The organism is Stenotrophomonas sp. SORGH_AS_0321 (assembly GCF_031453215.1).
Taxonomy (GTDB): domain Bacteria; phylum Pseudomonadota; class Gammaproteobacteria; order Xanthomonadales; family Xanthomonadaceae; genus Stenotrophomonas; species Stenotrophomonas chelatiphaga.
Genome location: NZ_JAVIZG010000001.1, coordinates 3,025,777 through 3,051,591 on the forward strand (window position 1 = coordinate 3,025,777; position 25,815 = coordinate 3,051,591).

General features: G+C 67.0%; 26 protein-coding genes and 1 tRNA gene. 6 read left to right on the forward strand and 21 right to left on the reverse strand.

The window, feature by feature from the left end; translation table 11 throughout:
• The first annotated feature begins 91 nt into the window (after positions 1-91).
• Positions 92-418: a hypothetical protein gene (locus tag QE373_RS13515; RefSeq protein ID WP_309687422.1), complete on the forward strand. Its 327-nt coding sequence runs from the start codon at positions 92-94 to the stop codon at positions 416-418.
• Between the two features lie 46 nt (positions 419-464).
• Here the strand turns inward: QE373_RS13515 and QE373_RS13520 are convergent.
• The 17 genes from QE373_RS13520 to QE373_RS13600 all read right to left on the reverse strand — a co-directional run bounded on the left by QE373_RS13520 (position 465) and on the right by QE373_RS13600 (position 14,993).
• Positions 465-540, reverse strand: a tRNA-Lys gene (locus QE373_RS13520).
• A gap of 76 nt (positions 541-616) precedes the next feature.
• Complete coding sequence (gene queC / locus QE373_RS13525; RefSeq protein WP_309687425.1) at positions 617-1,282, reverse strand: 7-cyano-7-deazaguanine synthase QueC; 666 nt, start codon at positions 1,280-1,282, stop codon at positions 617-619.
• Positions 1,283-1,358: 76 nt separating this feature from the next.
• Positions 1,359-2,057 carry a 7-carboxy-7-deazaguanine synthase QueE gene (gene queE / locus QE373_RS13530; RefSeq protein WP_057687317.1) on the reverse strand — a complete coding sequence of 233 codons (699 nt, stop codon included), beginning with the start codon at positions 2,055-2,057 and terminating at the stop codon, positions 1,359-1,361.
• 75 nt (positions 2,058-2,132) lie between these two features.
• Positions 2,133-2,951 carry a tol-pal system protein YbgF gene (ybgF, locus tag QE373_RS13535; protein ID WP_182656864.1) on the reverse strand — a complete coding sequence of 273 codons (819 nt, stop codon included), beginning with the start codon at positions 2,949-2,951 and terminating at the stop codon, positions 2,133-2,135.
• 3 nt (positions 2,952-2,954) lie between these two features.
• Entirely contained in the window at positions 2,955-3,470 is a 516-nt protein-coding gene (gene pal / locus QE373_RS13540) for a peptidoglycan-associated lipoprotein Pal (protein WP_309687429.1), read from the reverse strand.
• Between the two features lie 64 nt (positions 3,471-3,534).
• The gene (gene tolB, locus QE373_RS13545) at positions 3,535-4,854 is read right to left on the reverse strand and encodes a Tol-Pal system beta propeller repeat protein TolB (protein WP_057687314.1); all 1,320 of its coding nucleotides are present in this window, start codon (positions 4,852-4,854) and stop codon (positions 3,535-3,537) included.
• A gap of 211 nt (positions 4,855-5,065) precedes the next feature.
• The gene (gene tolA, locus QE373_RS13550; protein ID WP_123699559.1) at positions 5,066-6,136 is read right to left on the reverse strand and encodes a cell envelope integrity protein TolA; all 1,071 of its coding nucleotides are present in this window, start codon (positions 6,134-6,136) and stop codon (positions 5,066-5,068) included.
• A complete protein-coding gene (gene tolR / locus QE373_RS13555; RefSeq protein WP_057687312.1) occupies positions 6,126-6,551 on the reverse strand; it encodes a protein TolR in 426 nt (141 codons plus the stop codon). Before tolR ends, tolA begins: the two co-directional genes overlap by 11 nt.
• A 20-nt stretch (positions 6,552-6,571) precedes the next feature.
• Entirely contained in the window at positions 6,572-7,348 is a 777-nt protein-coding gene (gene tolQ, locus QE373_RS13560) for a protein TolQ (protein ID WP_042613823.1), read from the reverse strand.
• Complete coding sequence (ybgC, locus tag QE373_RS13565; RefSeq protein ID WP_309687435.1) at positions 7,345-7,803, reverse strand: tol-pal system-associated acyl-CoA thioesterase; 459 nt, start codon at positions 7,801-7,803, stop codon at positions 7,345-7,347. Before ybgC ends, tolQ begins: the two co-directional genes overlap by 4 nt.
• Positions 7,796-8,836 (reverse strand): Holliday junction branch migration DNA helicase RuvB, encoded by a 1,041-nt coding sequence (gene ruvB / locus QE373_RS13570; RefSeq protein WP_057687310.1) that lies wholly within the window; start codon positions 8,834-8,836, stop codon positions 7,796-7,798. The genes ybgC and ruvB overlap by 8 nt, the downstream gene beginning before the upstream one ends.
• Before the next feature lie 654 nt (positions 8,837-9,490).
• Entirely contained in the window at positions 9,491-11,341 is a 1,851-nt protein-coding gene (locus QE373_RS13575) for a potassium transporter Kup (RefSeq protein ID WP_309689819.1), read from the reverse strand.
• A gap of 100 nt (positions 11,342-11,441) precedes the next feature.
• Positions 11,442-12,035 (reverse strand): Holliday junction branch migration protein RuvA, encoded by a 594-nt coding sequence (gene ruvA, locus QE373_RS13580; RefSeq protein WP_042613465.1) that lies wholly within the window; start codon positions 12,033-12,035, stop codon positions 11,442-11,444.
• A 13-nt stretch (positions 12,036-12,048) separates the two neighbouring features.
• Positions 12,049-12,570, reverse strand: a complete 522-nt coding sequence (gene ruvC, locus QE373_RS13585; protein ID WP_057506871.1) for a crossover junction endodeoxyribonuclease RuvC — start codon at positions 12,568-12,570, stop codon at positions 12,049-12,051.
• A gap of 8 nt (positions 12,571-12,578) precedes the next feature.
• The gene (locus tag QE373_RS13590) at positions 12,579-13,304 is read right to left on the reverse strand and encodes a YebC/PmpR family DNA-binding transcriptional regulator (RefSeq protein WP_309687440.1); all 726 of its coding nucleotides are present in this window, start codon (positions 13,302-13,304) and stop codon (positions 12,579-12,581) included.
• 94 nt (positions 13,305-13,398) lie between these two features.
• On the reverse strand, positions 13,399-14,031 hold the full coding sequence (locus tag QE373_RS13595) for an alpha/beta fold hydrolase (protein ID WP_309687442.1): 633 nt from the start codon (positions 14,029-14,031) through the stop codon (positions 13,399-13,401).
• A complete protein-coding gene (locus QE373_RS13600; protein ID WP_309687444.1) occupies positions 14,028-14,993 on the reverse strand; it encodes a hypothetical protein in 966 nt (321 codons plus the stop codon). The genes QE373_RS13595 and QE373_RS13600 overlap by 4 nt, the downstream gene beginning before the upstream one ends.
• Positions 14,994-15,383: 390 nt before the next feature.
• Between QE373_RS13600 and QE373_RS13605 the strand changes: the two genes are divergently transcribed.
• Both QE373_RS13605 and QE373_RS13610 read left to right on the forward strand, forming a co-directional pair.
• Positions 15,384-15,773, forward strand: a complete 390-nt coding sequence (locus QE373_RS13605; protein ID WP_309687446.1) for a CesT family type III secretion system chaperone — start codon at positions 15,384-15,386, stop codon at positions 15,771-15,773.
• A gap of 102 nt (positions 15,774-15,875) precedes the next feature.
• Positions 15,876-17,636, forward strand: a complete 1,761-nt coding sequence (locus tag QE373_RS13610) for a hypothetical protein (RefSeq protein ID WP_309687448.1) — start codon at positions 15,876-15,878, stop codon at positions 17,634-17,636.
• 21 nt (positions 17,637-17,657) lie between these two features.
• Here QE373_RS13610 and QE373_RS13615 read toward each other — a convergent pair whose 3' ends face one another.
• Positions 17,658-18,212, reverse strand: a complete 555-nt coding sequence (locus QE373_RS13615; protein ID WP_309687450.1) for a GNAT family N-acetyltransferase — start codon at positions 18,210-18,212, stop codon at positions 17,658-17,660.
• Between the two features lie 81 nt (positions 18,213-18,293).
• The gene (gene aspS / locus QE373_RS13620; protein WP_309687452.1) at positions 18,294-20,045 is read right to left on the reverse strand and encodes an aspartate--tRNA ligase; all 1,752 of its coding nucleotides are present in this window, start codon (positions 20,043-20,045) and stop codon (positions 18,294-18,296) included.
• Between the two features lie 159 nt (positions 20,046-20,204).
• Between aspS and QE373_RS13625 the strand changes: the two genes are divergently transcribed.
• Positions 20,205-20,981 carry a DUF3011 domain-containing protein gene (locus QE373_RS13625; protein WP_309687456.1) on the forward strand — a complete coding sequence of 259 codons (777 nt, stop codon included), beginning with the start codon at positions 20,205-20,207 and terminating at the stop codon, positions 20,979-20,981.
• Between the two features lie 134 nt (positions 20,982-21,115).
• Here the strand turns inward: QE373_RS13625 and QE373_RS13630 are convergent, their stop codons facing one another.
• Positions 21,116-21,787 carry a hypothetical protein gene (locus tag QE373_RS13630; protein WP_309687458.1) on the reverse strand — a complete coding sequence of 224 codons (672 nt, stop codon included), beginning with the start codon at positions 21,785-21,787 and terminating at the stop codon, positions 21,116-21,118.
• Between the two features lie 46 nt (positions 21,788-21,833).
• Positions 21,834-22,070, reverse strand: coding sequence for a zinc ribbon domain-containing protein (locus tag QE373_RS13635; protein WP_057506877.1), 237 nt, complete (start codon positions 22,068-22,070; stop codon positions 21,834-21,836).
• 117 nt (positions 22,071-22,187) lie between these two features.
• Here QE373_RS13635 and QE373_RS13640 point away from each other — a divergent pair, with 117 nt between their 5' ends.
• Together QE373_RS13640 and ggpS are read left to right on the forward strand one after the other, a co-directional pair.
• A complete protein-coding gene (locus QE373_RS13640; protein ID WP_057506878.1) occupies positions 22,188-23,429 on the forward strand; it encodes an MFS transporter in 1,242 nt (413 codons plus the stop codon).
• A gap of 68 nt (positions 23,430-23,497) precedes the next feature.
• A complete protein-coding gene (gene ggpS, locus QE373_RS13645; RefSeq protein WP_309689821.1) occupies positions 23,498-25,744 on the forward strand; it encodes a glucosylglycerol-phosphate synthase in 2,247 nt (748 codons plus the stop codon).
• Positions 25,745-25,815 lie beyond the last annotated feature (71 nt).

The following is a 25,815-nucleotide window of genomic DNA, read 5'->3' on the forward strand; positions in this document are numbered from 1 at the left end:
CACGAGGGAGCGGTCATGGGCGCGCGATTCATGCAAGCGGCCCACCCGGATAAGCCCCAGCCTTCTACAAGAACACAGCGGGAGACGCGCGATGGAAGCAACTCCTCTTCACTACAACGATAACCCGCCAGCGCTCAGGCGGCCATCCATCGCCCTCAGCCTGTCCACTGGTCTACAGGTAGTGGAACTGCGCGACAGCGTGATCGTGGAGATGGTGCAGAACCGCGAGCTGCCGCCAAACCGGCGCGTGGCGCCGCCATCCTGCGCGCAACGCGCGCGGCGCGTCTGCAGCGCGCTGGTGGGTGCATCCACGCTGGCCTACGCGCTGTGGTCGGTGATCAACTACATCGCCCCACGGGGTGATTCCAACAGCTCGGGACTGCCTCGGCAGAAGCCTTTCGATTTCGATCATCTGTAGCCAACAAAAAAGCGCCTCGGGGGCGCTTTGTTGATGCTGCCTGCAATGGTGGGCCGTGATGGATTCGAACCATCGACCAAAAGATTAAAAGTCTTCTGCTCTACCAACTGAGCTAACGGCCCATTGCTGCCCCCGGCTTGGCACCGGGGGCGAGCATTCTACCCTGATTCGGGCGCCGGGGTGAAGCGCCCGCGCCGATCAGGCGTAATGCGTGGGGTCAGCCACGCCGGCTTCGTCGAAGCCCTGCGCGCGCAACCGGCAGGCATCGCAATGACCGCAGGCGGCGCCTTCGGCATCGGCGTTGTAGCAGGACACCGTAAGGCCGAAGTCAACGCCCAGGCGCACGCCTTCACTGACGATCTGCGCCTTGCTGAGAAACTGCAGCGGCGCGTGCACGGTGATGCCCGCCCCTTCCACGCCGGCCTTGGTGGCCAGGTTGGCCAGCGCCTGGAACGCGGCGATGAACTCCGGGCGGCAGTCCGGATAGCCGGAGTAATCCACCGCGTTGACGCCGCAGAAGATGTCGTTGGCGCCAAGCACTTCGGCCCAGCCCAGCGCCAGTGACAGCATGATCGTATTGCGCGCCGGCACGTAGGTGACCGGGATGCCCTCCCCGCCCGCCTCCGGTACGTCGATGTCACCGGTCAACGCCGAACCGCCGATGCTGCGCAGGTCCACGTCCACGGTCTTGTGCAGGACCACGCCCTGGGCGGCGGCCACGCGGGCGGCGGCTTCCAGTTCGGAGGTGTGGCGTTGCCCATAGCGCACGCTGAGTGCGTGCACGGCGAAGCCCTGTTCCTGGGCGAGGGCGATGACGGCGGCCGAATCCATGCCGCCGGAGAGAAGCACGACTGCCTTCTTCATGGGTGAATCATCCGGTTTGGGGAGGGGAGCCAGCACGCTGTCCCGCGCCGGGGTGAATCAGCAACGACGCGGCAGCTTACCTGCCCGGCTCGTCGTTCCACAGCAGTTTGTGCAGCTGCATCTGGAAGCGCACCGGCAGCCGGTCAGCGACGATCCAGTCGGCCAGCTCGCGGGCGGTGATCTCGCCCTTGCTGGGCGAGAACAGCACCATGGTGCGTTCTGCCAGATGGTGCTCGACGACCATGGCCTTGGCCCAGTCGTAGTCTTCGCGGCTGCAGATCACGAACTTGACCTGGTCGCGCGCGGTCAGCAGCGGCAGGTTTTCCAGCTTGTTGCGCGCCATCTCGGCCGATCCGGGGGTCTTCAGGTCGACCACCCGCGATACGCGCGGATCCACCTCGGACACATCCAGCGCACCGGAGGTTTCCAGCGACACGTCCATGCCGGCGTCGCACAGCTTCTGCAGCAGGATCAGGCAGCGCTTCTGCGCCAGCGGCTCACCGCCGGTGACACAGACGTGGCGCACGCCCTGGGCCAGCACCTCGGCCACGATGGCATCGATGTCCCACCACGTGCCGCCATGGAAGGCGTAGGCGGTGTCGCAGTACTGGCAGCGCAGCGGGCAGCCGGTCAGGCGCACGAACACGGTCGGCCAGCCGGCGGTATCCGCCTCGCCCTGCAGCGAGGTGAATATCTCGGTGATCTTCAGCCGCGGCAGCGGCGACTGGACGATGTCACTGGGCGTGGTGACGGCGTTGGCGGGCGTGACGTTCATGCGTAATGGTGGGGACCTGAAACGAAAGCAGCCGAGCATGGCTCGGCTCTTGAAAAACGGGTTCCGGCACGGGGCTCAGCGGATCTGCTGGCCCAGGCGGATCGACTGCAGGCGGTCCTGCGCGGTGCGCGCGGCGTCCGAGCCGGGGTACTGCGCCACGACCGATTCCAGGGTCTGCTGGGCCTGCTCCACCTGGCCTGCGCCAAACTGGGAAAGGCCGACTTTCAGCAGGCCGCCGGAGGCCTTGTCGTGGGTCGGATAGCGCGAGATCAGCTCACGGAAACGCTGCTCGGCCATCGGGAAATTGCGGGTGGCGTAATAGCTTTCGCCCAGCCAGTACAGCGCATTGGGGGCGTAGACACCGCTGGGATACAACTCCAGGAAGCTCAGGAACAGCTGCGCGGAGTCATCGTACTTGCCGGCCTTCAGTGCATCGAAGGCAACGTTGTAGGTGGTGCGCTCATCGCCGCTGACCGCCAGGCTGCCTGCATCGCCATGTACCGAAGGCGGCCGCTCTGAAGTGGCCGCTGCGGGTGGCTGCACGGCCGGAACCGGGGGAAGCGGTGCATTGCTGCCGGGAGCCGAAGGAACGACCGGCGCTGCGCCACCTTCAAGGCGGTTCAGGCGTTCGTCCAGGTCCAGGAACGCATCCTGGTTGCCCTGCTTGAGCTGGGCGTTATCGTGCTGCAACTGTTCGATCGTGCCCTGCATCTGCCCGACCTGCTGGCGGAGCTGGGTGATCTGGTTCAACAGGTCGGTGTTGGCACTGTTGTTGTACAGCTGCTGCTCGATCGCGCCGACGCGGTCGGCAAGGCTCTGCCGCTGCGCGTACGCCGGGGCGGCAGCCATGAAGGCTGCCGCCACGACCAGCATCAGATTGATGCCGATGCGCATGGATTACTGCGCGGTGTAGACGATTTCGACGCGACGGTTCTGCGACCAGCAGGACTCGCTCGAATCGGTGCAGACCGGACGCTCTTCACCGTAGGACACGACGGTCAGCTGCGAAGCCGAACCACCGTTTGCCTGCAGTGCCGAGCTCACGCCGTTGCCACGACGCTCGCCCAAGGCCTGGTTGTACGCGCGCGAACCGCGCTCGTCGGTGTGGCCCTGCAGGGTGATGCGCGAGGACGGACGGTCACGCAGGTACTTGGCGTGGCACGCCATGATGGCCTGGAACTCGTCCTTGACCGAATCCTGGTCCAGGTCGAAGTACACAACGCGCTGGCGCAGGCAGGCATCGGTGTCCAGGTCGCCCGGGCCGTACAGGCCGGAGGTCGACGGGCCGGTCGGCTGGGTGGTCGAGCCGGTGTCAACCGGCGGAGCCGGCTGTTCCTTCACCTTCTTGGAGCAACCGGCCAGGACGGCCACGGACAACAGGGAAACAAGCAGAACTTTGGTGGTCTTGTTCATGGCGATACCTTTGAGGCTCCTAAGCCGGTGAATGGGGTAAATCTCGGAAAATATTAACACTCTTTTAGCGCTTGGTACGGTATGGCGACCATGCGGGCTCACGAACATCACCATCAGCCAGCACCAGGCGCTGGCGGACACGTGCATCGGCCGACACCGCGTACAGCACGCCACGACCACCTTCACGGGCGGCGTACAGCACCATGCTGGCATTCGGAGCGAAGCTGGGCGACTCATCCAGCGAACCGGTGGAGAGCGTGCTCCAGCGCGGCGATCCCAGTGAGCTGTCCATCATGGCGACCTTGTAGCTGTTGCCCGAACCCTGTGCCACGGCGATCTTCTTGCCGTCATAGGACACCGACGGCTTGGCGTTGTAGTTGCCCTGGAAGGTAACGCGCTCGGCGCTGCCACCGCTTGCAGAAACCTTGTAGACCTGCGGACGGCCGCCGCGGTCGGAGGTGAAGTACACCGCGCTGCCATCCGGGGCCCAGGTCGGCTCGGTGTCGATGGCCAGGTGGTTGGTCAGCTGGGTCAGCTGCTTGCTGCCCAGGTCCATCGAGTAGACCTCCGGGTTGCCCGAGCGCGACAGCGTCAGGGCCAGCTTGCGGCCGTCCGGGGAGAACGCCGGGGCGCTGTTGATGCCGCGGAAGCTGGTCACCAGCTCACGCGCGCCAGTGGCGATGTTCTGGATGTAGATCGCCGAATTGCCGCGCTCGAAGCTGACGTAGGCCAGCTTGCCGCCATCCGGGCTCCACGACGGCGACAGCAGCGGTTCGGCCGACCGCACGATGGTCTGAGGGTTGTAGCCATCCGAATCGGCGACCATCAGCGCATAGCGCATGGCATCGCCACGACCGCTGGCGGTGACATAGGCGATGCGGGTCCAGAAGGCACCACGCACGCCGGTGATCTTTTCATAGATCGCATCGGCCATCTGGTGGGCGACATCGCGCATGGCGTTGCCCCGTGCGGTCATCGCCAGGCCCAGCAGGCGCTCGCCCTTGGGCACGTCATACAGCTCGTATTCCACGCGGTACGCACCGGCACCGGCGTCCTGCACGCGGCCGACCACGATGTAGTTCTGCTTCAGCGCGCGCCAGGTCGGGAACTGGATGTCACCGCCGCGGGTGGGCTTTTCCACGATCTGCGCTTCGGGCAGCGTGCGGAACTGGCCCGAACGGTCCAGGTCGGCGCGGATCACCGCGGCCACGTCGGTCTGCGGCGCAGCGGCCGAACCCTCGTAGGGCATCGGCACGACGGTGATCGGCGTGGCCGAGGCACTGCCGCCCACGATGTCGATCTCAAGGCCCTTCTGCTGCGCAAGCGCGGCAAAGGGAAGCAACAGGGCCGCGAACGCGACCATCCAGCGGGGCATCTTTTTCATGGAATGCTCAGTCAAGGAACCACAGCGAGGGATAGCAGGAACGGGGTGAACGGTTTCGCAATCATGAACCAGACCGGTGTGAAAGCAAGGTCTCCGACAATCTGTAGTGACGGCCGCTGGCCGTCAAAGGGATTGGCCGCGGACCCATCAACGAAGAGGCCCGCTGGCACCAGCGACCCTGTGACGGCCAGCGGCCGTCACTACCGGGCACTCAGTCCGGGCGGAAGTTGAGGATCAACTCGCGGTTGAAGACCTGCTCGAACCCCGCGTACGGCAGCGGCTGGGCATTGAGCACCGCCGCTTCGATCGAGCGCTTGCCGGCCTCGTCGTAGGGACAGCTGGCGCCGACCTTGGCCGACAGCACGCGGCCACCGCGCAGCTGGGTGATGACGATCTGGCAGCGCTGGCCGGAGGCGATGTTGTCCGGGCGGATCCAGGTGTCCTGGACCTTGGCCTGGATCGCCGCGGCGTACTTGGCGCTCAGGTCGTCACTGGTGCCGCCTGCCCCACCCGCCGGCTGCGCGGCCGCACTGCTGCTGGCGCTGGCATTGGACGCGGCCGCCGCGTTGCGCGCCGCCGCCACCTGGCGCAGGCGCTGCTCGGCCAGCTTGGCTTCCTTCTCGGCCTGCTCGCGGCGCGAACGCAGCTCGGCGATCTTCTTCTGCTTGTCCGCCTCGGCCTTGGTTTCGTTGGCCTTGCGCTCGTCCTCGGCGATCTTCTTCTGCCGGTCCGCTTCCTGCTGCTTGGCCAGTCGTGCGCGCTGTTCGGCCTCTTCCTGCCGCTTGCGTTCGGTCAGGTCGATCTGCTCCTGGCGACGCTTGGCCTCCTGCTCCTGCCTGGCCTTTTCCTGCGAAACCGCCAGCGCGCTGACCGCTTCCTGGTCGACCTTGTCCGGCTGCGCCACGCGCTCCTGCGCCTGCGACTGCTGCGGGGTTGGCGCGTCCATCGGGCGCGGTTCGGGGGTCGGCTGCGGCGGCGGAATGGTGTCTTCCGGGATCGGCTCGGGCTCGGCGATGGGCTCGGGAATCGGCTCGGGCAGGGTCTCCAGGCGCTCGGACTGGCGCAGCGCCTGCCGGGCCGCCGATGCTTCGGCGCTGGACAGGGCCATGTCGGCCTGCACCGCCGGGTCCCCGGCAGCGGCTTCGGTGTTGCGCTCGGGCGACCACAGCCACGCCACGATGAACACCAGCGCAAGCAGCAGGTGTACCAGCGCAGCCAGGCTTACCGGCCAGGCCCAGCCCTGTTCTTCGTCGCGCGGCGGCGGCAAGGCGTCACTGTGCATCGGTGGCCAGGCCAACCTTTTCCACGTTCGCGCGCTTGAGCACGTCCATCGCGGCCACGACCTTTTCATAGGCCACGGCGCGGTCGGCGGCGACGATCACGCGCACCGCCTTGTCCTGCGCGACGATGCCGCCCAGCCGGGCCTGCATCTCCTCCGAAGACATCGCGTTGGGCTGCTTGTCGTCGGGCAGCTTCAGGCTCAGCTGGCCGTCTGCGCGCACCGACACGATGATCGGGTCCTGCTTGCTTTCCAGCGCCTTGGCATTGGAACGCGGCAGGTCGACCTCGAAGCTCAGCGTCAGCAGCGGCGCGGTGACCATGAAGATGATCAACAGCACCAGCATGACGTCGATGTACGGCACGACGTTGATTTCGGATTTGAGCTTGCGACGCTTGCGGCGACCGATGGCACTCATGGTGGGATCCTCGCCTGGGCTCAGTCGTCTGCGCCGGTCTGGCGCTGCAGGATGGAGCTGAACTCATCGGCGAAGGTTTCGAACCGCACCGCCATGCGCTCCACGCGGGTGGTGAAGCGGTTATAGGCCCATACCGCGGGGATCGCCACGAACAGGCCGATCGCGGTGGCGAACAGGGCCTCGGAAATGCCCGGTGCCACCGAGGCGATGCCGGCCTGCTCACCGCTGTTGATCATGTCGTGCATGGTCACCATGATGCCGAATACGGTGCCGACCAGGCCCACGTAGGGCGCGGTGGAGCCGATGTTGGCCAGCAGTTCCAGGTTGCGTTCCAGGCGGTCCACTTCACGGGTGTAGGTGGTGCGCATGGCGCGCTGGGCGCCTTCCAGCAGCGCGCGGCCGTCCAGCCCGCGACGATCGCGCAGGCGGTTGTATTCGCGGAAACCGGCTTCGAAGATGGCTTCCAGGCCGCCCACGCTGCGGTTGCGGTCGGTGGCCGAGGAATACAGCTTGCCCAGGTCCGCGCCGGACCAGAAGCGGTTCTCGAACTCGTCCGCTTCACGGGTGGCCTGCGAGAACACGCGGGCCTTGCGGAAGATGATCACCCAGCTGATGAACGAACCCGCCAGCAGCAGCAGCACGATGATGATCACCGGGATGCTGGCCTTGGTCATCAGCTCCCAGTAATTGATGCCGCTGCGCGAGGCCTGTACGGCGGTTTCGGCGGCGGCGCTGGTGACGTCCTCCGGCAGCGCCTCGACCACCGTGGCCTGCAGGCCCAGAAGCATTGCGATCATCGTTGTTCCTCAGTCTGCAAATCAGGATTGTGTGGAATTTCGGGGTATTCGTGCGACTTCATGACAGCAAGCAGTGCGTCGTCCATGCCACGCGGGCGGAAGGACTGCGCGTCCAGCGCGGCAATCCTGACCTTCGCGTCCAGCAGCAGCTGGCCATCGCGCAGCACCTGCTGGGCAAAGACCATGCTGGCGCGCCGGCACTGCACCAGCGTGGCGGTCACCTGCAGCGCATCGTCCAGCCGCGCCGGCTTGAGGAAGTCCATTTCCATCGAGCGGACCGCGAACACCATGCCGTGCTCGATGCGCATGCGCTCCTGGCCGAAGCCCAGCGCGCGCATCCACTCGGTACGGGCCCGCTCCATGAAAGCCACGTAGCGGGCGTGGTAGACCACCCCACCCGCGTCGGTATCTTCCCAGTAAATGCGTGTCGGCCAACTGAACCGCAGCTCACTCATTGTCGGATTGCTCGGCGAAAAGGTCTACCGGGGCGGCCTTGGGCTTCAGTCCCAGATGGCGATACGCGCGATGGGTGGCCATCCGGCCACGCGCGGTGCGCACCAGGAAGCCCTGCTGGATCAGGTAGGGTTCGACCACGTCTTCCAGCGTGCCACGTTCTTCGGACAGCGCGGCAGCCATCGATTCCACGCCCACCGGGCCGCCATCGAAGTAGTCCACCAGGGTGCGCAGGAAGCGCCGGTCGAGCTCGTCGAAGCCTTCCGGATCGACCTTCAGCATCACCATCGCGGCCTGCGCCACGTCCTGGTCGATATGCCCGTTGGCCTTGACCTGGGCGTAATCACGCACGCGCCGCAGCAGCCGGTTGGCGATGCGCGGGGTGCCACGCGAACGGCGTGCGATCTCCCCTGCCCCGTCGGCGGTGCAGTCGATGCCGAGGATCTTCGCCGAGCGGCGCACGATGCGCGTCAGTTCTTCGGCGGTGTAGAACTCCAGCCGCTGCACGATGCCGAAGCGGTCGCGCAGCGGTGCGGTGAGCAGGCCGGCGCGGGTGGTGGCGCCGACCAGGGTGAACGGCGGCAGGTCGAGCTTGATCGAACGCGCCGCGGGGCCCTCGCCGATCATGATGTCGATCTGGAAATCTTCCATCGCCGGGTACAGCACTTCCTCGACCACCGGCGACAGGCGGTGGATTTCATCGATGAACAGCACATCGTGCGGCTGCAGGTTGGTCAGCAGCGCGGCCAGGTCACCGGCCTTTTCGATCACCGGTCCGGAGGTCACCCGCAGCGCCACGCCCAGTTCATTGGCGATGACGTGGCTGAGGGTGGTCTTGCCCAGGCCCGGCGGCCCGAAGATCAGCACGTGGTCCAGCGCATCGCCACGTGCCTTGGCCGCCTGGATGTAGATGTCCATCTGCTCGCGCACCGGCACCTGGCCGAGGTAATCGGCCATGCGTTTGGGGCGGATGCTGGCATCGACGGCGTCATCCTCGCGGGTGGCGTCGGCGCCAATGATGCGGTGTTCGGTCATCTGCCGATTATGCGGCAAATCGGTCGCACGCCGTGCGATTGGTGGGTGATCGAACGGGTGGGACCCCCTCGCGGGTGGCTCAAAGCCGCAGCTGGGGGTGGGCCGGGCGGTGGGGCTGGTCGGGGGACGGCAGAAGCTGCCCCTCCGGGGTCCGGCCCAGCCGCTGGGCGGCTGTGCGTTCGGGCGCTTGCGAAGCGGTGCTTCGCAAGCAAAGCGCCCACACCCATGCGTGCCTCGTTTCGCGCCATCCATGGCGCTCAACGCCCCCGCCCAGCCCCACCGCCCGACCCCTGACAGTTTCCGGTGGCCGCCACCCGCGCTAAAAAAAACAGAGGCAGGGGTCAGAGTCCTTTCGCTGCGCGAAAGGACTCTGACCCCATCTGTCGACCCCACTCCCCAACCCTCCGCCGACCATGGGTCGGCGCTACCGAAGGTTCCATGGCCACCATGGACCTGTCGAAGGTGGGGCGGGGAGGCTTGGCGGGGGCGTTGAGCGCCATGGATGGCGCGAAACGAGGCCCGCAGGAGCGGCTGTTGCCGTCCCCCGCCAAGCCTCCCCGCCCCGCCAACCACTAGCCCGCAGGCTTTTGCAGTTGCCGTTGCCGTTGCAGTTGCCGTTGCTTGCGCCTCAAGCCGCGCGCAGCGCAGAAAACCCTAGATCTCTACCTGTGCGCCCAGTTCCACCAGCCGGTTGCCCGGAATCCGGAAGAACCCGGTCGCCGGCGCGGCGTTGCGGTGCATCAGCGCGAACAGCTTGTCACGCCAGATCGGCATGCCGCGGTTGGCGGTGGCCACGATGGTTTCGCGGCTGGCGAAGAAGGTGGTGTCCATCGGATCGAAGTAGATCCCGCCGTGGTCGCACGAACGCATCAGCGCCAGCGGCACGTCCGGGGTCTCCATGAAGCCGAACTTGACGTAGACCCGGTGGAAATCATCACCGACCGATTCGATCTTCAACCGATGCCCCTCCGGCGCGTACGGCACCGGCAGGGTCACCACGTGCAGGAACACATTGCGCTCGTGCAGCACCTTGTTGTGCTTGAGGTTGTGCATCAGCGCATGCGGCGCCACGGTCGGATCGGCGGTGAGGAACACCGCCGTGCCCGGCACGCGCACCGGCGGCGCCAGCATCAGCCCCGGCAGGAACGTATCCAGGCGGATACCGTCCTTGCGGATCTCGTCACGCAGCAGTTCGCGACCGCGGCGCCAGGTGCGCATCAGGGTGAACAGCAGGATGCCCAGCACCACCGGGAACCACGCGCCCTGCATCAGCTTGGCGCCGTTGGCGATCACGAAGCCCAGGTCGATGATGAAGAACACCACGCACAGCGCCACGATCCAGTGCCGCGACTTCGGCCACAGGCTGCGCGCCACCAGGGCCAGCAGCAGGGTATCGATCAGCATCGTGCCCGACACCGAAATGCCGTAGGCCACCGCCAGGTTGGACGAGCTCTGGAAGGCCAGCACCAGCCCGATCACCATCACCGCCAGGCCCCAGTTGATGCCGGGGATGTAGATCTGGCCGATGGTGTCGTGCGAGGTGTGCTTGATCCGCATGCGCGGGATGTAGCCCAGCTGCATCGCCTGGCGCGATACCGAAAACGCCCCGGTGATCACCGACTGCGAGGCGATCACCGCAGCCATCGTGGCCAGGATGATCATCGGGTACAGCGCCCAGTCCGGCACCGCTTCGAAGAACGGGTTCTTCACCGCCTCGGGATGCTCCAGCACCAGCGCGCCCTGGCCCAGGTAGTTGATCACCAGGCACGGCAGCACGAAGAAGTACCAGGCGTGGCGGATCGGCTTGGCACCGAAGTGGCCCATGTCCGCGTACAGCGCTTCGCCACCGGTGACTGCAAGCACCACCGCGCCGAGGATGAACACCCCGTGCCAGCCGTGGTCCATGAAGAAGCGGATCGCCCACCACGGGTTGAAGGCTTTCAACACTTCGGGGGCATCGACGATGTTGTACAGGCCGATCGCCGCCAGCGAAATGAACCAGATGCTGGTGATTGGCCCGAACGCCTTGCCGATCTTTTCGGTACCGAAACGCTGCGCGGCAAACACCGCCAGCAGCACCACGATGGTGATCGGCAGGATGAAGCGATGCAGGCCGGGCGCTGCGATTTCCAGGCCTTCCACCGCGCCCAGTACCGAAATGGCCGGGGTGATCACCCCGTCGCCGAAGAACAGCGAGGCGCCGAAGATGCCGAGGATGCCGACCACGTAGGCCGAACGCGAGCCCTTGCTCAGCGTCCGCTGGGTCAGCGCCATCAGCGCCATGATCCCGCCTTCGCCCTCGTTGTCGGCGCGCATGATGATGGTGACGTACTTCAGGGTCACCACCAGGATCAGCGCCCAGAACGACAGCGACAGCACGCCCAGCACCGTGTCGTGGTCGCTGGTCAGCCCGTAATGGCCGGAGAACGCTTCCTTCAGGGTGTACAGCGGGCTGGTGCCGATGTCACCGAACACCACGCCGATCGCACCGACCACCAAGGCCATGCTGCTCCCGGTGGGTGCATGGCCGTGGCTGCCATCTTGCGGGTTGCTGGGGGTGGACATGGCGGGGCTCGGTGGGGGTATCGAAAGGTAAGGGGCGGCTTCAGCGCAGGGCCGACTGCAGCGCCTTGCGGATGACCATGGCGACGTCGTCGCCCTCTGCATTGGCGTCGCGCGCCATGCGCGCCGCTTCGGCCGGCTTGTAACCCAGCTGCTGCAGCGCCACGGTGGCTTCGGACACCGGATCGGCCGCGGCCGGCCCGCTGCTGGATGGCAGTGCGCCGCCTGCGCCCAGCTGCGCGGCACGGTCGCGCAGTTCCAGCACCATGCGCTCAGCGGTCTTCTTGCCGATGCCCGGGATGCGGGTCAGCGCGGTGACGTCACCGGACTGCACCATCCGCACGAATTCTTCCACGCTGGCCGCCGACAGCACCGCCAGCGCAATCTTCGCGCCGATCCCGCTGACCTTCTGCACGTCGCGGAACAGGCGGCGCTCGCCGTCGCGCAGGAAGCCGTACAGCGAAACGCTGTCTTCCTTCTGCGCGTAATGCGTGTACAGGATCACCTCACGGCCGATGTCGGGCAGGTCGTAGAACGTGCTCATCGGGGCTTCCAGCTCGTAGCCGACCCCGTTGACGTCCACCACCAGCCACGGCGGCGCCTTGTAGGCGACGATTCCACGCAGGCGACCGATCATGCAGCAGTGCTCCTCATTTCCGGCCCCACGCCTGGCGGGCGCTGAGCCCCAGGCGGTTGGCCGTGGCCCGTACGTGGGCATGGGTGATGGCCACGGCCAACGCATCAGCGGCGTCGGCCTGCAGCTTCGTCTTCAGGCCGAGCATGAGCCCGACCATGTGTTGGACCTGTTGTTTTTCCGCCCCGCCGCGTCCGACCACTGCCAGCTTGATCTCGCTGGCCGCGTATTCGCTGACCGGCAGGTCGCGCAGCACCACTGCCGAAATCGCCGCCCCGCGAGCCTGGCCGAGCTTCAGCGCCGAATCCGGGTTGCGCGCCATGAATACCTTTTCGATGGCCACTTCATCGGGCTGGTAGGTCACGATCAGCTCGGCCAGCCCCAGCACCAGGATCTTCATCCGCTGCGGGAAATCATCCGCACCCAGCAGCACCAGCGGCTGGTGGTGGACATGCGTGACCCGGCCGGCCGCATCGACGTCGATGATGCCCACCCCGGTACGTTGCGAACCGGGGTCGATGCCGAGGATGCGCGTCATTGACAGGCTTAGGCGTGCGCGCCGAGATCGGCATTGGAGTAGACATCCTGCACGTCGTCGAGGTCTTCCAGCATGTCCAGCAGCTTCTTCACCTGCAGGGCCGTGTCGCCCTCCACCGCAATATCGTTGTCGGCGCGGAAGGTGATTTCGGCATGATCACCGGCCAGGCCGGCGGCAGCCATCGCATCGCGCACGGCATGGAAAGCGTCCGGCGCGGTGACCACGTCGATGGAGGCGTCATCGGGGTACACCACGATGTCGTCCGCACCGGCCTCGATCGCCGCTTCGGTGATCCGGTCTTCGTCGGCGCCGGGCGCGTAGCTGATCACGCCCAGGCGCTTGAACATGAACGCCACCGAGCCTTCGGTGCCCATGTTGCCCCCGCACTTGCTGAACGCATGGCGGACATCGGCGACGGTGCGCACCTTGTTGTCGGTCAGGCAGTCGACGATCACCGCCACGCCACCGGGCGCATAGCCCTCGTAGCGGATCTCTTCGTACTCGACGCCTTCCAGCTCACCGGTGGCCTTCTTGATCGCCCGCTCGATCACGTCCTTGGACATGTTCGATGACAACGCCTTGTCCATGGCCACGCGCAGGCGCGGATTGTTGTTGGGGTCGCCTCCGCCACCACGCGCGGCAACGCCGATCTCGCGGATGATCTTGGTGAAAATCTTGCCGCGCTTCGCGTCAGACGCGTTTTTGCGGCCTTCGATGGAGGGACCTCTACCCATGGGGGCTTCCGTTTGGCAGCTTCAGGAACAGGGCGCGGATTCTACCTGATCGGGCGCCACTACCGTGTCCACCCCGCTGCACGGCCCGCTGCGGTCAGGCCGCAGCCGACGCCTGGCCGGGATGGAAGCGCCCATGGCGCAGGAACTGCGCGGTCTGCCGCGCCGCATCCAGCGAAAACACCAGCCCACTGTGGCTGCAGCGCACGACACAATGGTCAGCCAGGCCCGGCAGCCGCGTTTCAGCCAGCGCCACGGTGCCGTCGGAGTCGCCTTCCAGCGCCCCCAGCAGGCTGCCGAGCCCGTGCGGCACGCAGCCGGCGATCAAGCCCACCTTGGCCGCGCCGTGCCAGTCCGGCAGGCCATCCAGCAGCAGTTCGCTGCTGCGCCCGAGCGCGGCGGCCCAGCCGTGTTCGGCGAGGATGCGGGCCGTGCCGCTGCCGCGCAGCGGGGATCCCAGGCAGACCACCCGCTCTACCTGCAGGCCGGGATCCTGGCGCAGCGCCTCCAACGCCACCAGCCCGCCCAGGCTGTGGCCGACCAGCGACACCGGACCGCGCTGCTGCAGGCGCTCCAGCAGTTGCGGCACGGCGACGTCCGGGCCGCCGAGCACGCTGGAATAGCCGAAGGTTTCGACCTGGAAGCCACGCGCGCGCAGGCGCCAGGCGAGCGGGCCGACCCAGGCGCGGGCGTTCCAGATGCCATGCAGCAGGAGAACCGATTGCGTCATGACCCCAGTTTGACGCATCTGACCAATCGGGGCGACCGTGACGGCGGCGTCGCACGGAACTCGATCAGATTTCCGACCCGCCGCGGACGCAGCGTCTGCCGGGAGTCCAGCAGCGGACGGCCTCCGGCCCACGCGGACAGCGCCACCGACTCGCCGCCGTCCAGGTTCAGCGAGACGTTCGGCGGGTCCTGCAACCGGTCCAGCCGGGCCAGCGCGCCGGAAAACGCCGAAAGCGTCCAGCCGCTGCCGGCGCAGGTGCGCTGGTCCATCGGGGCGGCGACCAGACGGATGCGCGCGCCCTTGCCGGTCACCGTGGGCACGCTGATCGCAGCCCGTGGATTGGCATCATGCGCATGCCACAGTACGCCGGGCGCGACCTGGTCGCCACGCTCGAAACTGAAATCAGGCGGCAGCCGGTATCGGGGATCGCCGTCGGCCCGCGCCGCGAACACCGGCTCACCCTGTTCGCCCAGCAACGGCGCGCAGGCCAGCGATGAGCCATCGGGGAAGGCCAGTTCGCAGTAGTCGCCGGCGTAGGCCGTCGGCAGCGGCAATGCCGCGCGCAGCGCCCCCCCACGACCACGCGACGGGCCGATCGACAGGTGTTCAGGACGGTCCGGGCACGCGCGCTGGAGGAAGTTGAAGTAACCGCCACTCAAGCGTACGCAGGCAAGGTTCGGCTGCCCGTCCTCCGGCGGCAGCGACGTATCAAGCAGTCCATCGCCCTGCACGACGCGACCACTGAACCGGGACGGATCCAGGCTGATCCAGTCCAGCCGCCTGGTCGCAGTGGCAGACCCGTCGGTGGCCGGCTGGCCGACCACGGTGTCCTGCAGCCCCACCCGATCCACGAACGAGGGCCACGCATGCAGGCGCACCCCGACCATGCCGGGCGCCAGGGTGGTGACGCTCAGCGTGCGGCGCAGCTGCCGCCCCGCCACCAGGGCCTGCCAGCGGGCCAAGGCCTTCGCTTCGACAGGCAGGCCGCCGTTGTGGACGCCCCGCGGTTTGATCGAAGGCGGACGACCGGTGGCCCCGAGCGCCGGAGACAGCCTGACGGGAGTTGGTGTAGTGGCGAGCGGGGGGGGTGAGGTGGTCATGGTGTCCGGGCTGAAGGGTGCCGGTGTGTCGCATTCGGCACACGCATTCCCGTGGCACACGACGGCTGGAAAGAGTGCGTGTTTGAAGACTATCGGAACTGTTGATTGCACCACGGATCCTGCCGTCTTACCCCCTGAAAATGTCACTCAAAAACAGCTATCTGATTGATTTTTTCCTCGTTAACGCAGGACTCAGCGCAAAGAGGAACGCCGGTCCGCAGGCTATGCGTCCCTTTCCTGCACCTGACGACGATGACCACATACATGGAGACGTGGGCGCTGCCGATACTGCAGCGTGCCGCCTCATCACTGCCGCTGCCGCTGGACATCCCCGCAGCGGCCTACACGCTGCTCGACGAAGCGGGGGTGGAATGGCACGTGGAGCCCACCGCCGAGCACCTGGTGATCCACTGCCGGCTCGCCGACGATGGCCTGCAGTGCGACATCGACCGGCTGCGCACGCTGCTCGCCCATCACCATGAGCCTCACGTCATGGACGGTGCATGCATTGCGTTGGATGCACGACGCGGCGTGCTGCGGCTGGTGCAGGCGTACGCCAGCGATTCGGGGGCGCTGCACGATCTGCCCGCTGCGTTGCAGCGCCTGCAGGCGGTCCGCCGCCGCCTCCTCCCCTCCTTCTGAAATCAAGGATCTCACTCTCAATGCTGAGCGTCTCCCAGACTTCCCCTTCCCTGCTGCCGCCTGCCCGGCGGCGCCCACTCTCCCATTGCCGAACACGCCTCGATGCTGTTCGGTGCCGCCGTGCCCGCTGTCCCGGTACTCGGCCAGGGACGCGCCGCCGCGGAGTTCGACGTAGGCCGGGACGCGCGCAAGTTTGTCGCTGGCTGGCCCTGCGTCGCGATGCTGGGCGGCAGCGTCGAGTCTGCGACTGCCGGTGAGCGCTCGCCACTGGAAGCCACCTTCTTCTCCGCGGCCAACCCGACCGACGGCGGAACCCGCGACCTGTATCTGCAGGCTTATCAGAACCACTCGCACGACAACCAGAGCGTCCGCAGGGAAATCGGCCAGGCCGCACTGGCCCAGGTGCGGCTGCAGGCGCAGCTGCTGGACCAGCAGGTCCCCCTCGACGAGGTGAAGACACGCCAGGCGTATCGGCTGGACACAGCTACTGGCAAGGGCGTGCCGTACCTGCACGATCGTGATGCGCCGTTCGCCGCCGCGCTGGACAGTGGCGAGGGCCCCATCCATACCTTCCTGCCAGGCTACGCCACCGGGGACCGCTACTCGCTGATCCTCGCCACCCTGATCAATCCGCGGCTCAACGTCTCGATCGCCTACAGCCGCGGAAATCCGACCGAACAGGCCCATGCCCGCGAGGCCTTCGATGTCATCCGAAGTGCACTGGCCGCCAGCGGACAGGCCGATGCCACGCATCGGGTCGCACTGTATGAGTACACCGGGGAGAGCCTGAAGAAAGCGCGTGAATCGCTGGATGACAGCGCTACACGCGCCGAGTTCAAGCACGTGGAGGGTGCTGCGACGCCGCTGGCCGGCGGCGTGGAGCACGCGTCCACCCATGTATTCCACATATCGGCGACCACCGAGCTCATCGCACGCCGCTTCCGCGACTCGGCCGTGTCACCCGAAGCACGCTGTGCCGAGGTGCGCGACAAGCTGGTTGCGCTGGTCGATCCGGACGTACGTACGCGCATCGACGCGCTGGTCGAGAAGGTCATCGCCGAACAGGGCATCCAGCCGGCCGCCGCCGCGCTGTGGATCGCCGATCGCGAATACGCCAATGCACGTGAAGCGGAGGCTATCTCGCGGCCGATGATGTTCGAGCAGATCGCCGATGCGCTGGCTGCCGAAGGCATCCCGGTGTACTGCGTCGCCGATACCTACATCAACCGGGCGCGCGATGAGAACGGCAAGGACCGCCTCACCGACCGTCATCCGTACCGCCCGCAGCTGCACCCCCACATCGGACGCTTCTGGGCGGCCGAGCTGGACGGTGAACGCATACTTGCCCCCCGCGAAAACCAGTGGTATTTCATGCACAAGCTGCTGGACACGGTCGGTGGGCCGGTGATCGGAATCCGCAGCGGGGCGCTGGAGCCCTTTGCGTTGATGGGGCACCAGGTGATCTATCTGGAACACAAGGACATGTTCACACCCGAACGGCATGCCTGCTGGCAGGGCATAGTGCCTTACCACCGGCTGATCACCGGTCACACCACCGGCTATCTGAACAAGCAAAACGAGATATTCCGCGGGAATGAAATCCGCAGCCTGCTCAGCGACACCCTGCGGCGCAAGGCGCTGCTGGGACCGCAGCACAGCCAGCCACCGGCGGCCGACCCTGACGGGGTGGCGACCCGCGAGGCGCTGTCTTACCGGCAGCAGCAGATTGTCGGCGTGGAACAGGACCTGCGCAGCGGGGTCCTGAGTGGCAACGAGCTGAAGTTGCTGGTCGCGATGACAGCAAGCCGCGCGACCGCATGGCAGACCGCATCAATGCCCGCAACGTTCAGTAGCGCCGACTGAGCTGACGACGCCGGCCGTGGCCTACGCTGCCGTCTCCGGACCGGCGTCAGCGGCCGGCGTTCGCCGCAGGATGAACTCCAGGTCGTTGGTGTCACCGACCGGGAACAGGTACTCGCCCACTTTGTGGAAGCCGTACCGGGCATAGAAGCGTTGCGCGCCAAAGTTTTCCGACCAGACCCCCAGCCACAGCGGACGCGGGCCGTCGCGTTCCAGCCAGGCCAGCGCGGTCTCCAGCAGCCGGCTGCCCCAGCCGCTGCTCTGCTCGGTCTTGACCAGGTACAGCCGCTTCAGCTCGCCATCGCCAGGCCTCACATCCGGATGCGGCAGGCCGCATGGGCCGGCCGCCGCGTGACCGATCGCCACGCCGTCGTGCTCCAGCAGCCACACCGCGTAATCCGGGTGCGCCAGGATGATCCGCTGGCGGTCCACGGCGTAGTTCTCGTCGAGAAAATCCCGCAGGTGCTGCGGCGGGTACAGGTGGCCGAAGGTTTCGGTGAAGGTACGCGCCGCGAGCACTGACAAGGTCGCTGCGTCGTCGACAGTGGCACGGCGGATGCGGTAGGAACCCTGGACCATGTGCTTGCCCTTGTAGTGTCGAGCAGGCGCGACGGCGCTGCCGGAAGGCTGCCGGCGGGTATCCGGCAGCCGTTGGATGCCTCAGGCCTTCTTCGGACGCACCTGGATGTGCACTTCGGCCAGCTGTGCATCGGCGATCGGCGACGGCGCATCGGTCATCAGGCACTGCGCGCCGGTGGTCTTCGGGAACGGGATGACGTCGCGGATCGACTCGGTGCCGGCCATCAGCGCGGCGATGCGGTCGATGCCGAAGGCGATGCCACCGTGCGGCGGCGCGCCGTAGTTCAGCGCATCCAGCAGGAAGCCGAACTTGGCGCGGGCTTCTTCGGCATCGATGCCGAGCAGCTCGAACACCGCGCTCTGCATGTCCGGACGGTGGATACGGATCGAACCACCGCCGATCTCGTTGCCGTTGAGCACCATGTCATAGCCGCGCGACACCGCGGTCTTCGCGTGCGTGCGCAGGTCGGCGATGTCATCCACCGCCGGTGCGGTGAAGGGATGATGCAGGGCGACGTAGCGCTGTGCTTCCTCGTCCCATTCGAACATCGGGAAGTCGGTGACCCACAGCGGTGCCCAGCCATCGGCGACCAGGCCGAAGTCCTTGCCGGCCTTCAACCGCAGCGCGCCCATGAAATCGGACACCTTGTTGTAGCCACCCGCGCCGAAGAACACGATGTCCCCCTTGCCGGCGCCGACGTGGGCCAGCAGCGCGGCAAAGCCGTCTTCGCTGAAGAATTTCTGGATCGGCGAGCTGATTTCACCGTTCTCGCTCACCTTGATGTAGGCCAGGCCCTTGGCGCCGTACTTGGCGGCGTGGGCGGCGTATTCGTCGATCTGCTTGCGCGACAGCGTGGCGCCGCCGGGGATGCGCAGCGCCGCCACGCGGCCGTCGGCATCGTTGGCAGCGGCGGTGAACACCGGGAACTCACTGGACCTGACCAGCTCGGCCACGTCCACCAGTTCCAGCGCGATGCGCAGGTCCGGCTTGTCCGAGCCATAGCGACGCATCGCCTCGGCCCAGGTCATGCGCGGGAAGCGGGCGTCCAGCTCCACGTCGACCACTTCCTTGAAGATGCCGCGGATCATGTCCTCCACGAAATCCTGCACGTCCTGCTCGCGCACGAAGGCGAACTCCATGTCCAGCTGGGTGAACTCCAGCTGGCGGTCGGCACGCAGGGCCTCGTCGCGGAAGCAGCGCGCGATCTGGTAGTAGCGGTCGAAGCCGGCCACCATCAGGATCTGCTTGAACAGCTGCGGGCTCTGCGGCAGGGCGTAGAACTCGCCCGGATGCATGCGCGCCGGCACCAGGAAGTCGCGCGCGCCTTCCGGGGTGGCCTTGGTCAGGATCGGGGTCTCGATGTCCTGGAAGCCACGCTCGTCCAGGTGGCGGCGCAGCGCCTGCACCAGCTTGATGCGGGTGCGCTGCATGCGCTGCATCTCCGGGCGGCGCAGGTCCAGATAACGGTACTTCAGGCGGGTTTCTTCGCCCGGGTTCTCGTGTGCATGGAACGGCAGCGGCGCGGCCTTGTTGAGCACGGTGATGGCCGTGGCGATCACTTCCACCTTGCCGGTGGCCATCTTGTCGTTGACCGCGTGGCGGGCACGCACCACGCCTTCCACCTGCAGCACGTCCTCGTAACCGAGCGAGGCGGCCACGGCGAACACTTCGGCGTTGTCGACCTCCACCGTCACCTGCACGATGCCCTCATGATCGCGAAGATCGATGAAGCAGACGCCGCCCTGGTTACGGGCCACGTCGGTCCAGCCGGCGAGGGTGACAGTCTGGCCGATCAGGGTCTCGTCGACCAGGCCGCAGAAGTGGGTACGCATGGGGGAAAGCTCCGCTGTTGTACGCCGGCGCCAGGAAGGACCGGAAAGCCCGTTATTCTGGGGCCGAGCCCCCACCGGGGGCAAATCCTTGGCAGTCACGCCGATTTAATCCGGTCCATCCCTATATTCGCCCACCATCGACCGCTCGGGGATGTCGCCATGAACCGCTGGACCCTGGCCTGCCTGGCCACCGCGCTTGCCTGCTCTACCCCGCTGTTTCCCGCCCATGCCCAGATCGGCACCCGCGCCTACGCGCCGGAAAACCTGTCCCAGCTTTCCGGCAATGATCGCAGCCGGGTGATCGCCCAGGAGTATGCCGACCAGTCCAATGGGCGCCGCATCCCGGACGACCAGTTGCAGTTCTATCTGGCCCAGGTCAACTCCGGCTGGGGCTTTTCGCGCATCAGACAGGACATCGCCACGTCACTGCGCGGAGGCGGAGGCGGAGGCGGAGGCGGAGGCGGCGGCCACGGTGGCAACTGGGGCGGCGGCGGCGGCGGCGGCGGCCGCCAGGACAGTGGCAGCATCCGCTGCGAGAGCCAGAACAACCGCGAGCGGGTGTGCAACACGGCCTGGCGCAACGCGCGGCTGGTCCGGCAGATCTCCGGCTCGGCCTGCGTGGAGGGACGCACCTGGGGCACCCGCAATGGCGCGGTCTGGGTCAACGGTGGTTGTCGCGGCGAGTTCGCCGAAGCCCGCGGCTCCAGCGGGGGCAACTGGGCCGGTGGCTGGGGCGGGGCCAACAACAATTACAGCGTCACCTGCAGCAGCAACGACAAGCGGCGTTCCAGCTGCGCATGGGAAGCACGGCGCGGCCGGCCGGTGTTGATCGAACAGCTGTCCGGCAGCGCCTGCAGGGAGAACCAGAGCTGGGGGTACAGCAACGGCAGCCTGTGGGTCAGCAACGGCTGCCGCGCACGCTTCGGCGTGCGCTGACCACCCGTCGGCAGTGACGGCCGCTGGCCGTCAGCTTTCCTGGGTGACTACGGTCGGTCGTTACGCCCCTGCCGCTGCGCTCGCCGAGCATGGCTCGGCGCTACCTTGCTTCCGGTAGTGACGGCCGCTGGCCGTCAGCCTCCTGCCCTGGTGGGTGACGACCGTTGGTCGTCACGCTGTTTGTCCGCGCCCCACGGCGCCGGCGGCAATGCCACCGGCCGGGCCAGGTCGAACACCACGCGGAAGCGTCGCCCATCGGGCCGGGTCAGTTCGTAGACGAACTGCCGGTCCGGGTCGATCTCCATCGCCCAGGTGTTGTGCGTGGAGGCCAGCATGTCGGCCTTGCGGAACATCGCCACCGAATCGGTATCGACCGGGAACTCCTGGCGCTGGGCCGTGCCCGGGCGCTTGCTGTCGCCGCCATACAGGGTGATCGCATCCGGGCTGCCGTCGGCATGCCGGTGGTCGTGCTTCAGGCGCAACCCGGTCTCGGTGCGGCTGAGCACCCAGGTGCGCGAATGGTCATCGCCGACATGGAACGGGATCCGCAGCTCGTGGGCCGGGTCCTCGCAGCCACGCACGTGCATCACCAGCGGTTTTCCCGCGAACGGGTCCGGCCCGGTGCTGGCCGGATTGTCTTCCACCACCTGGCCGGCAAAGGCCTTGCCGCAGTAAGCGGCCACGCTGGCAAGGAAGGCATCGGCCGGCGCGTTGGCCACCTCGTGCGCCACCGGGTCAGGGGAAGGGTTGCTGCAGCCTGCAAGGGCCAACAGCGTAGTGAGACAGGACGTCCGGAGCAGGTTCATCGCTCCACCCTACCCAGCCACGTCGCAGGGCGCAAACCCTGCCGGCTTATTCGCTCTTGGCAGACGCTGCCGCTGCCGGTTTCTCCGCCAGGTTCTTCTTGTTGGAACCGAAGTCGGTCTCATACCAGCCACCGCCGGCCAGTCGGAACGAAGGCGCGGTGATCTGCCGCTTCACCGTCTCCTTGCCACAGGAAGGGCACTGCGTCGGGTCTGCATCGGCAATTTTCTGCAGGCGGTCAAAGGCGTGGCCGCAGTCGGCGCAGGCGAATCCGTAGATCGGCATGGTAGTGGTCAGATGGGAATCAGGCGCGCATGTTAAGGCATTGCAGGCAGCCCGGCAGACCCCATGTGTTAAGGTCGGTGACGTGTTTGCCCAACCTTCCCCACGAAGGTCGCACCCATGTTGCGGCTGACTTCACTGCTGCTTGGCGTGGCGTTGCTGCTTACCGGCGGCGGCCTGCTGGGCACCCTGCTGGCCGTGCGCGGCGGGCAGGAAGGCTTCAGCGCCAACGCGCTGGGCTGGGTGATGTCCGGCTACTTCGCCGGCTTCTTCGTCGGCACCTTCACCGCCCCGCCGCTGATCCGGCGCATGGGCCACAGCCGCGCCTTCGCCTTCCACGCCGCGCTCGCCACCATGGCGGTGCTGCTGCATCCGCTGTGGCTGGATCCTTGGGGCTGGGGCCTGCTGCGGGTGGTCACCGGCATCGCGCTGGTCGGCCTGTATACCGTCATCGAAAGCTGGCTCAACGCCGAACCCGACCCGCAGCGGCGCAGCCGGGTGTTTTCGCTGTACATGATGATCAACCTGTCCGCGCTGGCGCTGGGCCAGGTACTGCTGATGCTCGGCGATGCCGGCGCGGCGGCGATGTTCACGGTCACCGCGCTGCTGGTCTGCGCGGCCATGCTGCCGGTCACCGCCACCCGCCTGCAGCAGCCGGACGTGCCCAATGTGCCGCGCCTGAAACTCGGCAACCTGTACTCCCTGGCGCCGGTGGCAACCGTCGCCGCCGGTCTGTCCGGGTTGGCCATGGGACCGTTCTGGGGCCTGCTGCCGGTATTTGCCGGGGACATCGGCCTGAGCGGCGATGGCGTGCCGTTGTTCATGCTGGCGGCCATCGCCGGCGGCGCCCTGCTGCAATGGCCGCTCGGCCGCATCAGCGATGGCCACGACCGGCGCATCGGCCTGATGGCGGTCAGCCTGGCCGCCGCCGGGCTGGCGGTACTGGCGGCCATGCCGCTGATCCAGCAGCAACTGCACGTGATGTTCCTGCTGGTGTTCTGCTACGGCGGGCTGGTGTTCGCGCTGTACCCGTTCGCGGTGGCGCACATGCTCGATTACCTGGCCAGTGAAGACCTGCTGTCCGGCTGCAGCAGCCTGCTGCTGGTGCATGGCGTCGGCGCGGCGGTCGGCCCGGCCATCGCCGGCGCGCTGATGAGCCGCTTCGGCGCCCCCGCGCTGCCGCTGTACTTCGCGGCCGTGTTGATCTGCCTGGCCGCCTTCACCGGCATGCGGCTGCTCTCGCACGCGCGCCTGCGCACCCATCCGGCACCGTTCCGCGCGATGTTGCGCACCACGCCATCGGCGCTGGAACTGATGCCCGAAACCGAAACTCCCCTCCACCCTGAAAAGGAAACGCATTGACTGTTGGAAGCCCTCCCTCTGCTACCGAACCCGTAATCCCCGTTGTCGAAAGCGCAGCACCGCCGCAACTGATATTGGCCACCGACCTGGATGGCACCTTCCTGGCAGGCAGCGCCGAACAGCGCCACCGCCTGTACCGGCTGATCGACCAGCATCCAGGGATCCAGCTCATCTTCATCACCGGCCGCGGCCTGGAAGCGGTGATGCCCCTGCTGTCCGATCCCTCGATCCCGCGCCCGGATTACATCGTCTGCGATGTCGGCGCGACCGTGGTCGATGGCCACACCCTGCAACCTCTGCAGCCGCTGCAGTCGATGATCGAAGCGCACTGGCCCGGCGAGCACGTGGTGGCCGCCGCGATGCGCCCCTACACCGCGCTGCAGCGCCAGGACGTGCCACAGGAACGCCGCTGCTCGTACTTCTGCGATCCGGAAACGCTCGCACCGCTGCGCGCGCAGATCGAACAAACCGCACGCGCGCTGGGCTGCGACGTGCTGTATTCGGCTGACCGTTACCTCGACATCCTGCCGCCGGGCACCGACAAGGGCCGCACGCTGGCCGCCCTGGCGCGGACCCTGGGCCTGCCGGTCGAACGCATCCTGGTCGCCGGTGACACCCTCAACGATCTTTCCATGTACGTCGCCGGTTTCCGCGGCGTGTGTGTCGGCCAGTCCGAACCGGCGCTGCTGGACGCCACCGCGGGCCAGCAGCGCACCCTGCATGCGCAGGCCCCCGGCTGTGGCGGCATCCTGGAAGCGATCACCCATTTCAACCTGCTCGACGCCCGCGATCCCCACCTGGCCGCACCCGCGCCGGTGTCGCACGAAGGCGCCCAGCTGCTGATGGTCTACCACCGCCTGCCGTTCGATGAAGCGATCGAGGACGGCAAGCTGGTGCAGCGTCCGCCGCGTTCGCCGAACGGCATCATTCCTTCGCTGCTGAGCTTCTTCAAGGGCGGGCAGAAGGGCAGCTGGATCGCCTGGGGCATCGATGACCCCAAGCACCGGCCGTTCCAGCGCCACGTGCAGGTGGACGAAACCCAGTACCCCACCCTGCGCGCCACCCGCGTGCCGCTGAGCCGGCAGGAAGTGGACATCTTCTACAAGCGCTTTTCCAAGGAAGCGTTCTGGCCGATGCTGCACGTGTTCTGGGAACGCGCGCGCTTCCGCGAAGATGACTGGCAGGTATTCCTGAAGGTCAACCGCAAGTTCGCCGAAGCCACCGCGGCCGAAGCGGCGCACGGGGCGACCGTGTGGATCCATGATTACAACCTGTGGATGGTGCCGGCCTACCTGCGCGAGCTGCGCCCGGACGTGAAGATCGCCTTCTTCCACCACACCTATTTTCCCTCGGCCGACGTGTTCAACGTGGTGCCGTGGCGACGCGAGATCATCGGCAGCCTGTTGTCGTGCGATTACATCGGCTTCCACATCCCGCGCCAGGTGGAGAACTTCGTTGACGTGGTGCGCGGGGCCGCGCCGGTGGAACGCCTGGCCTGGGAAAACTGCGCGCCGCGCTTCCTCACCTACGGCTGCGCGGTGGGGCTGGACACCATGACCACCCGCCTGCGCGTGGGCGATCGCGAAGTGGCACTCGGCGCACACCCGGTCGGCACCGACCTGCGCCGCATCCACGACACCCTGGCACGCAGCGACGTGCGCAACGACATCTTCAAGCTGCGCCGCGAGATCGGCGCACGCAAGCTGGTGCTGTCGGTGGAACGGCTGGACTACACCAAGGGCACGCTGGCCAAGCTGGAAGCCTTCGAACGGGTGCTGGAGCAGCATCCGGAGCAGTGCGGCAAGGTCACCCTGCTGATGGTCTGCGTGCCGGCGGCACGCGAAATGACCGTGTACCGCACCCTGCAGAACCAGATTGAACAGGCCGTGGGGCGCATCAACGGCCGCTTCGCGCGGCTGGACTGGACGCCGGTGCGCTTCTTCGCCAAGGCGTTGCCGTTCGAACAGGTGGTGGCGCACTACGCAGCCGCACAGGTGATGTGGATCACCCCGCTGCGCGATGGCCTGAACCTGGTGGCCAAGGAGTTCATCGCCACCCACGGCATCGAAGGCAGCAACGGGGTACTGGTGCTGAGTGAGTTCGCCGGTGCGGCCGCGGAGCTGAAAGGCGCGGTGCTGACCAATCCGCATGACCCCGCCGACCTGGCCGCCGGCCTGATGCAGGCGCTGCTGATGCCCGAAGAAGAAGCCGAAGCGCGCCAGCGCCAACTGCACGGCATCGTCGAGTACTACGACGTGGACCGCTGGGGACGCGAGTTCCTGGAAGCGGTGGAAGGCAGCGGCAGGGCCACCTAGCCTGCAGTGCCGGGCACGGGCGGCACTCCCCGGCCGCCCGGCAACCTGCGTGGCGGGCGAGCCTGCTCGCC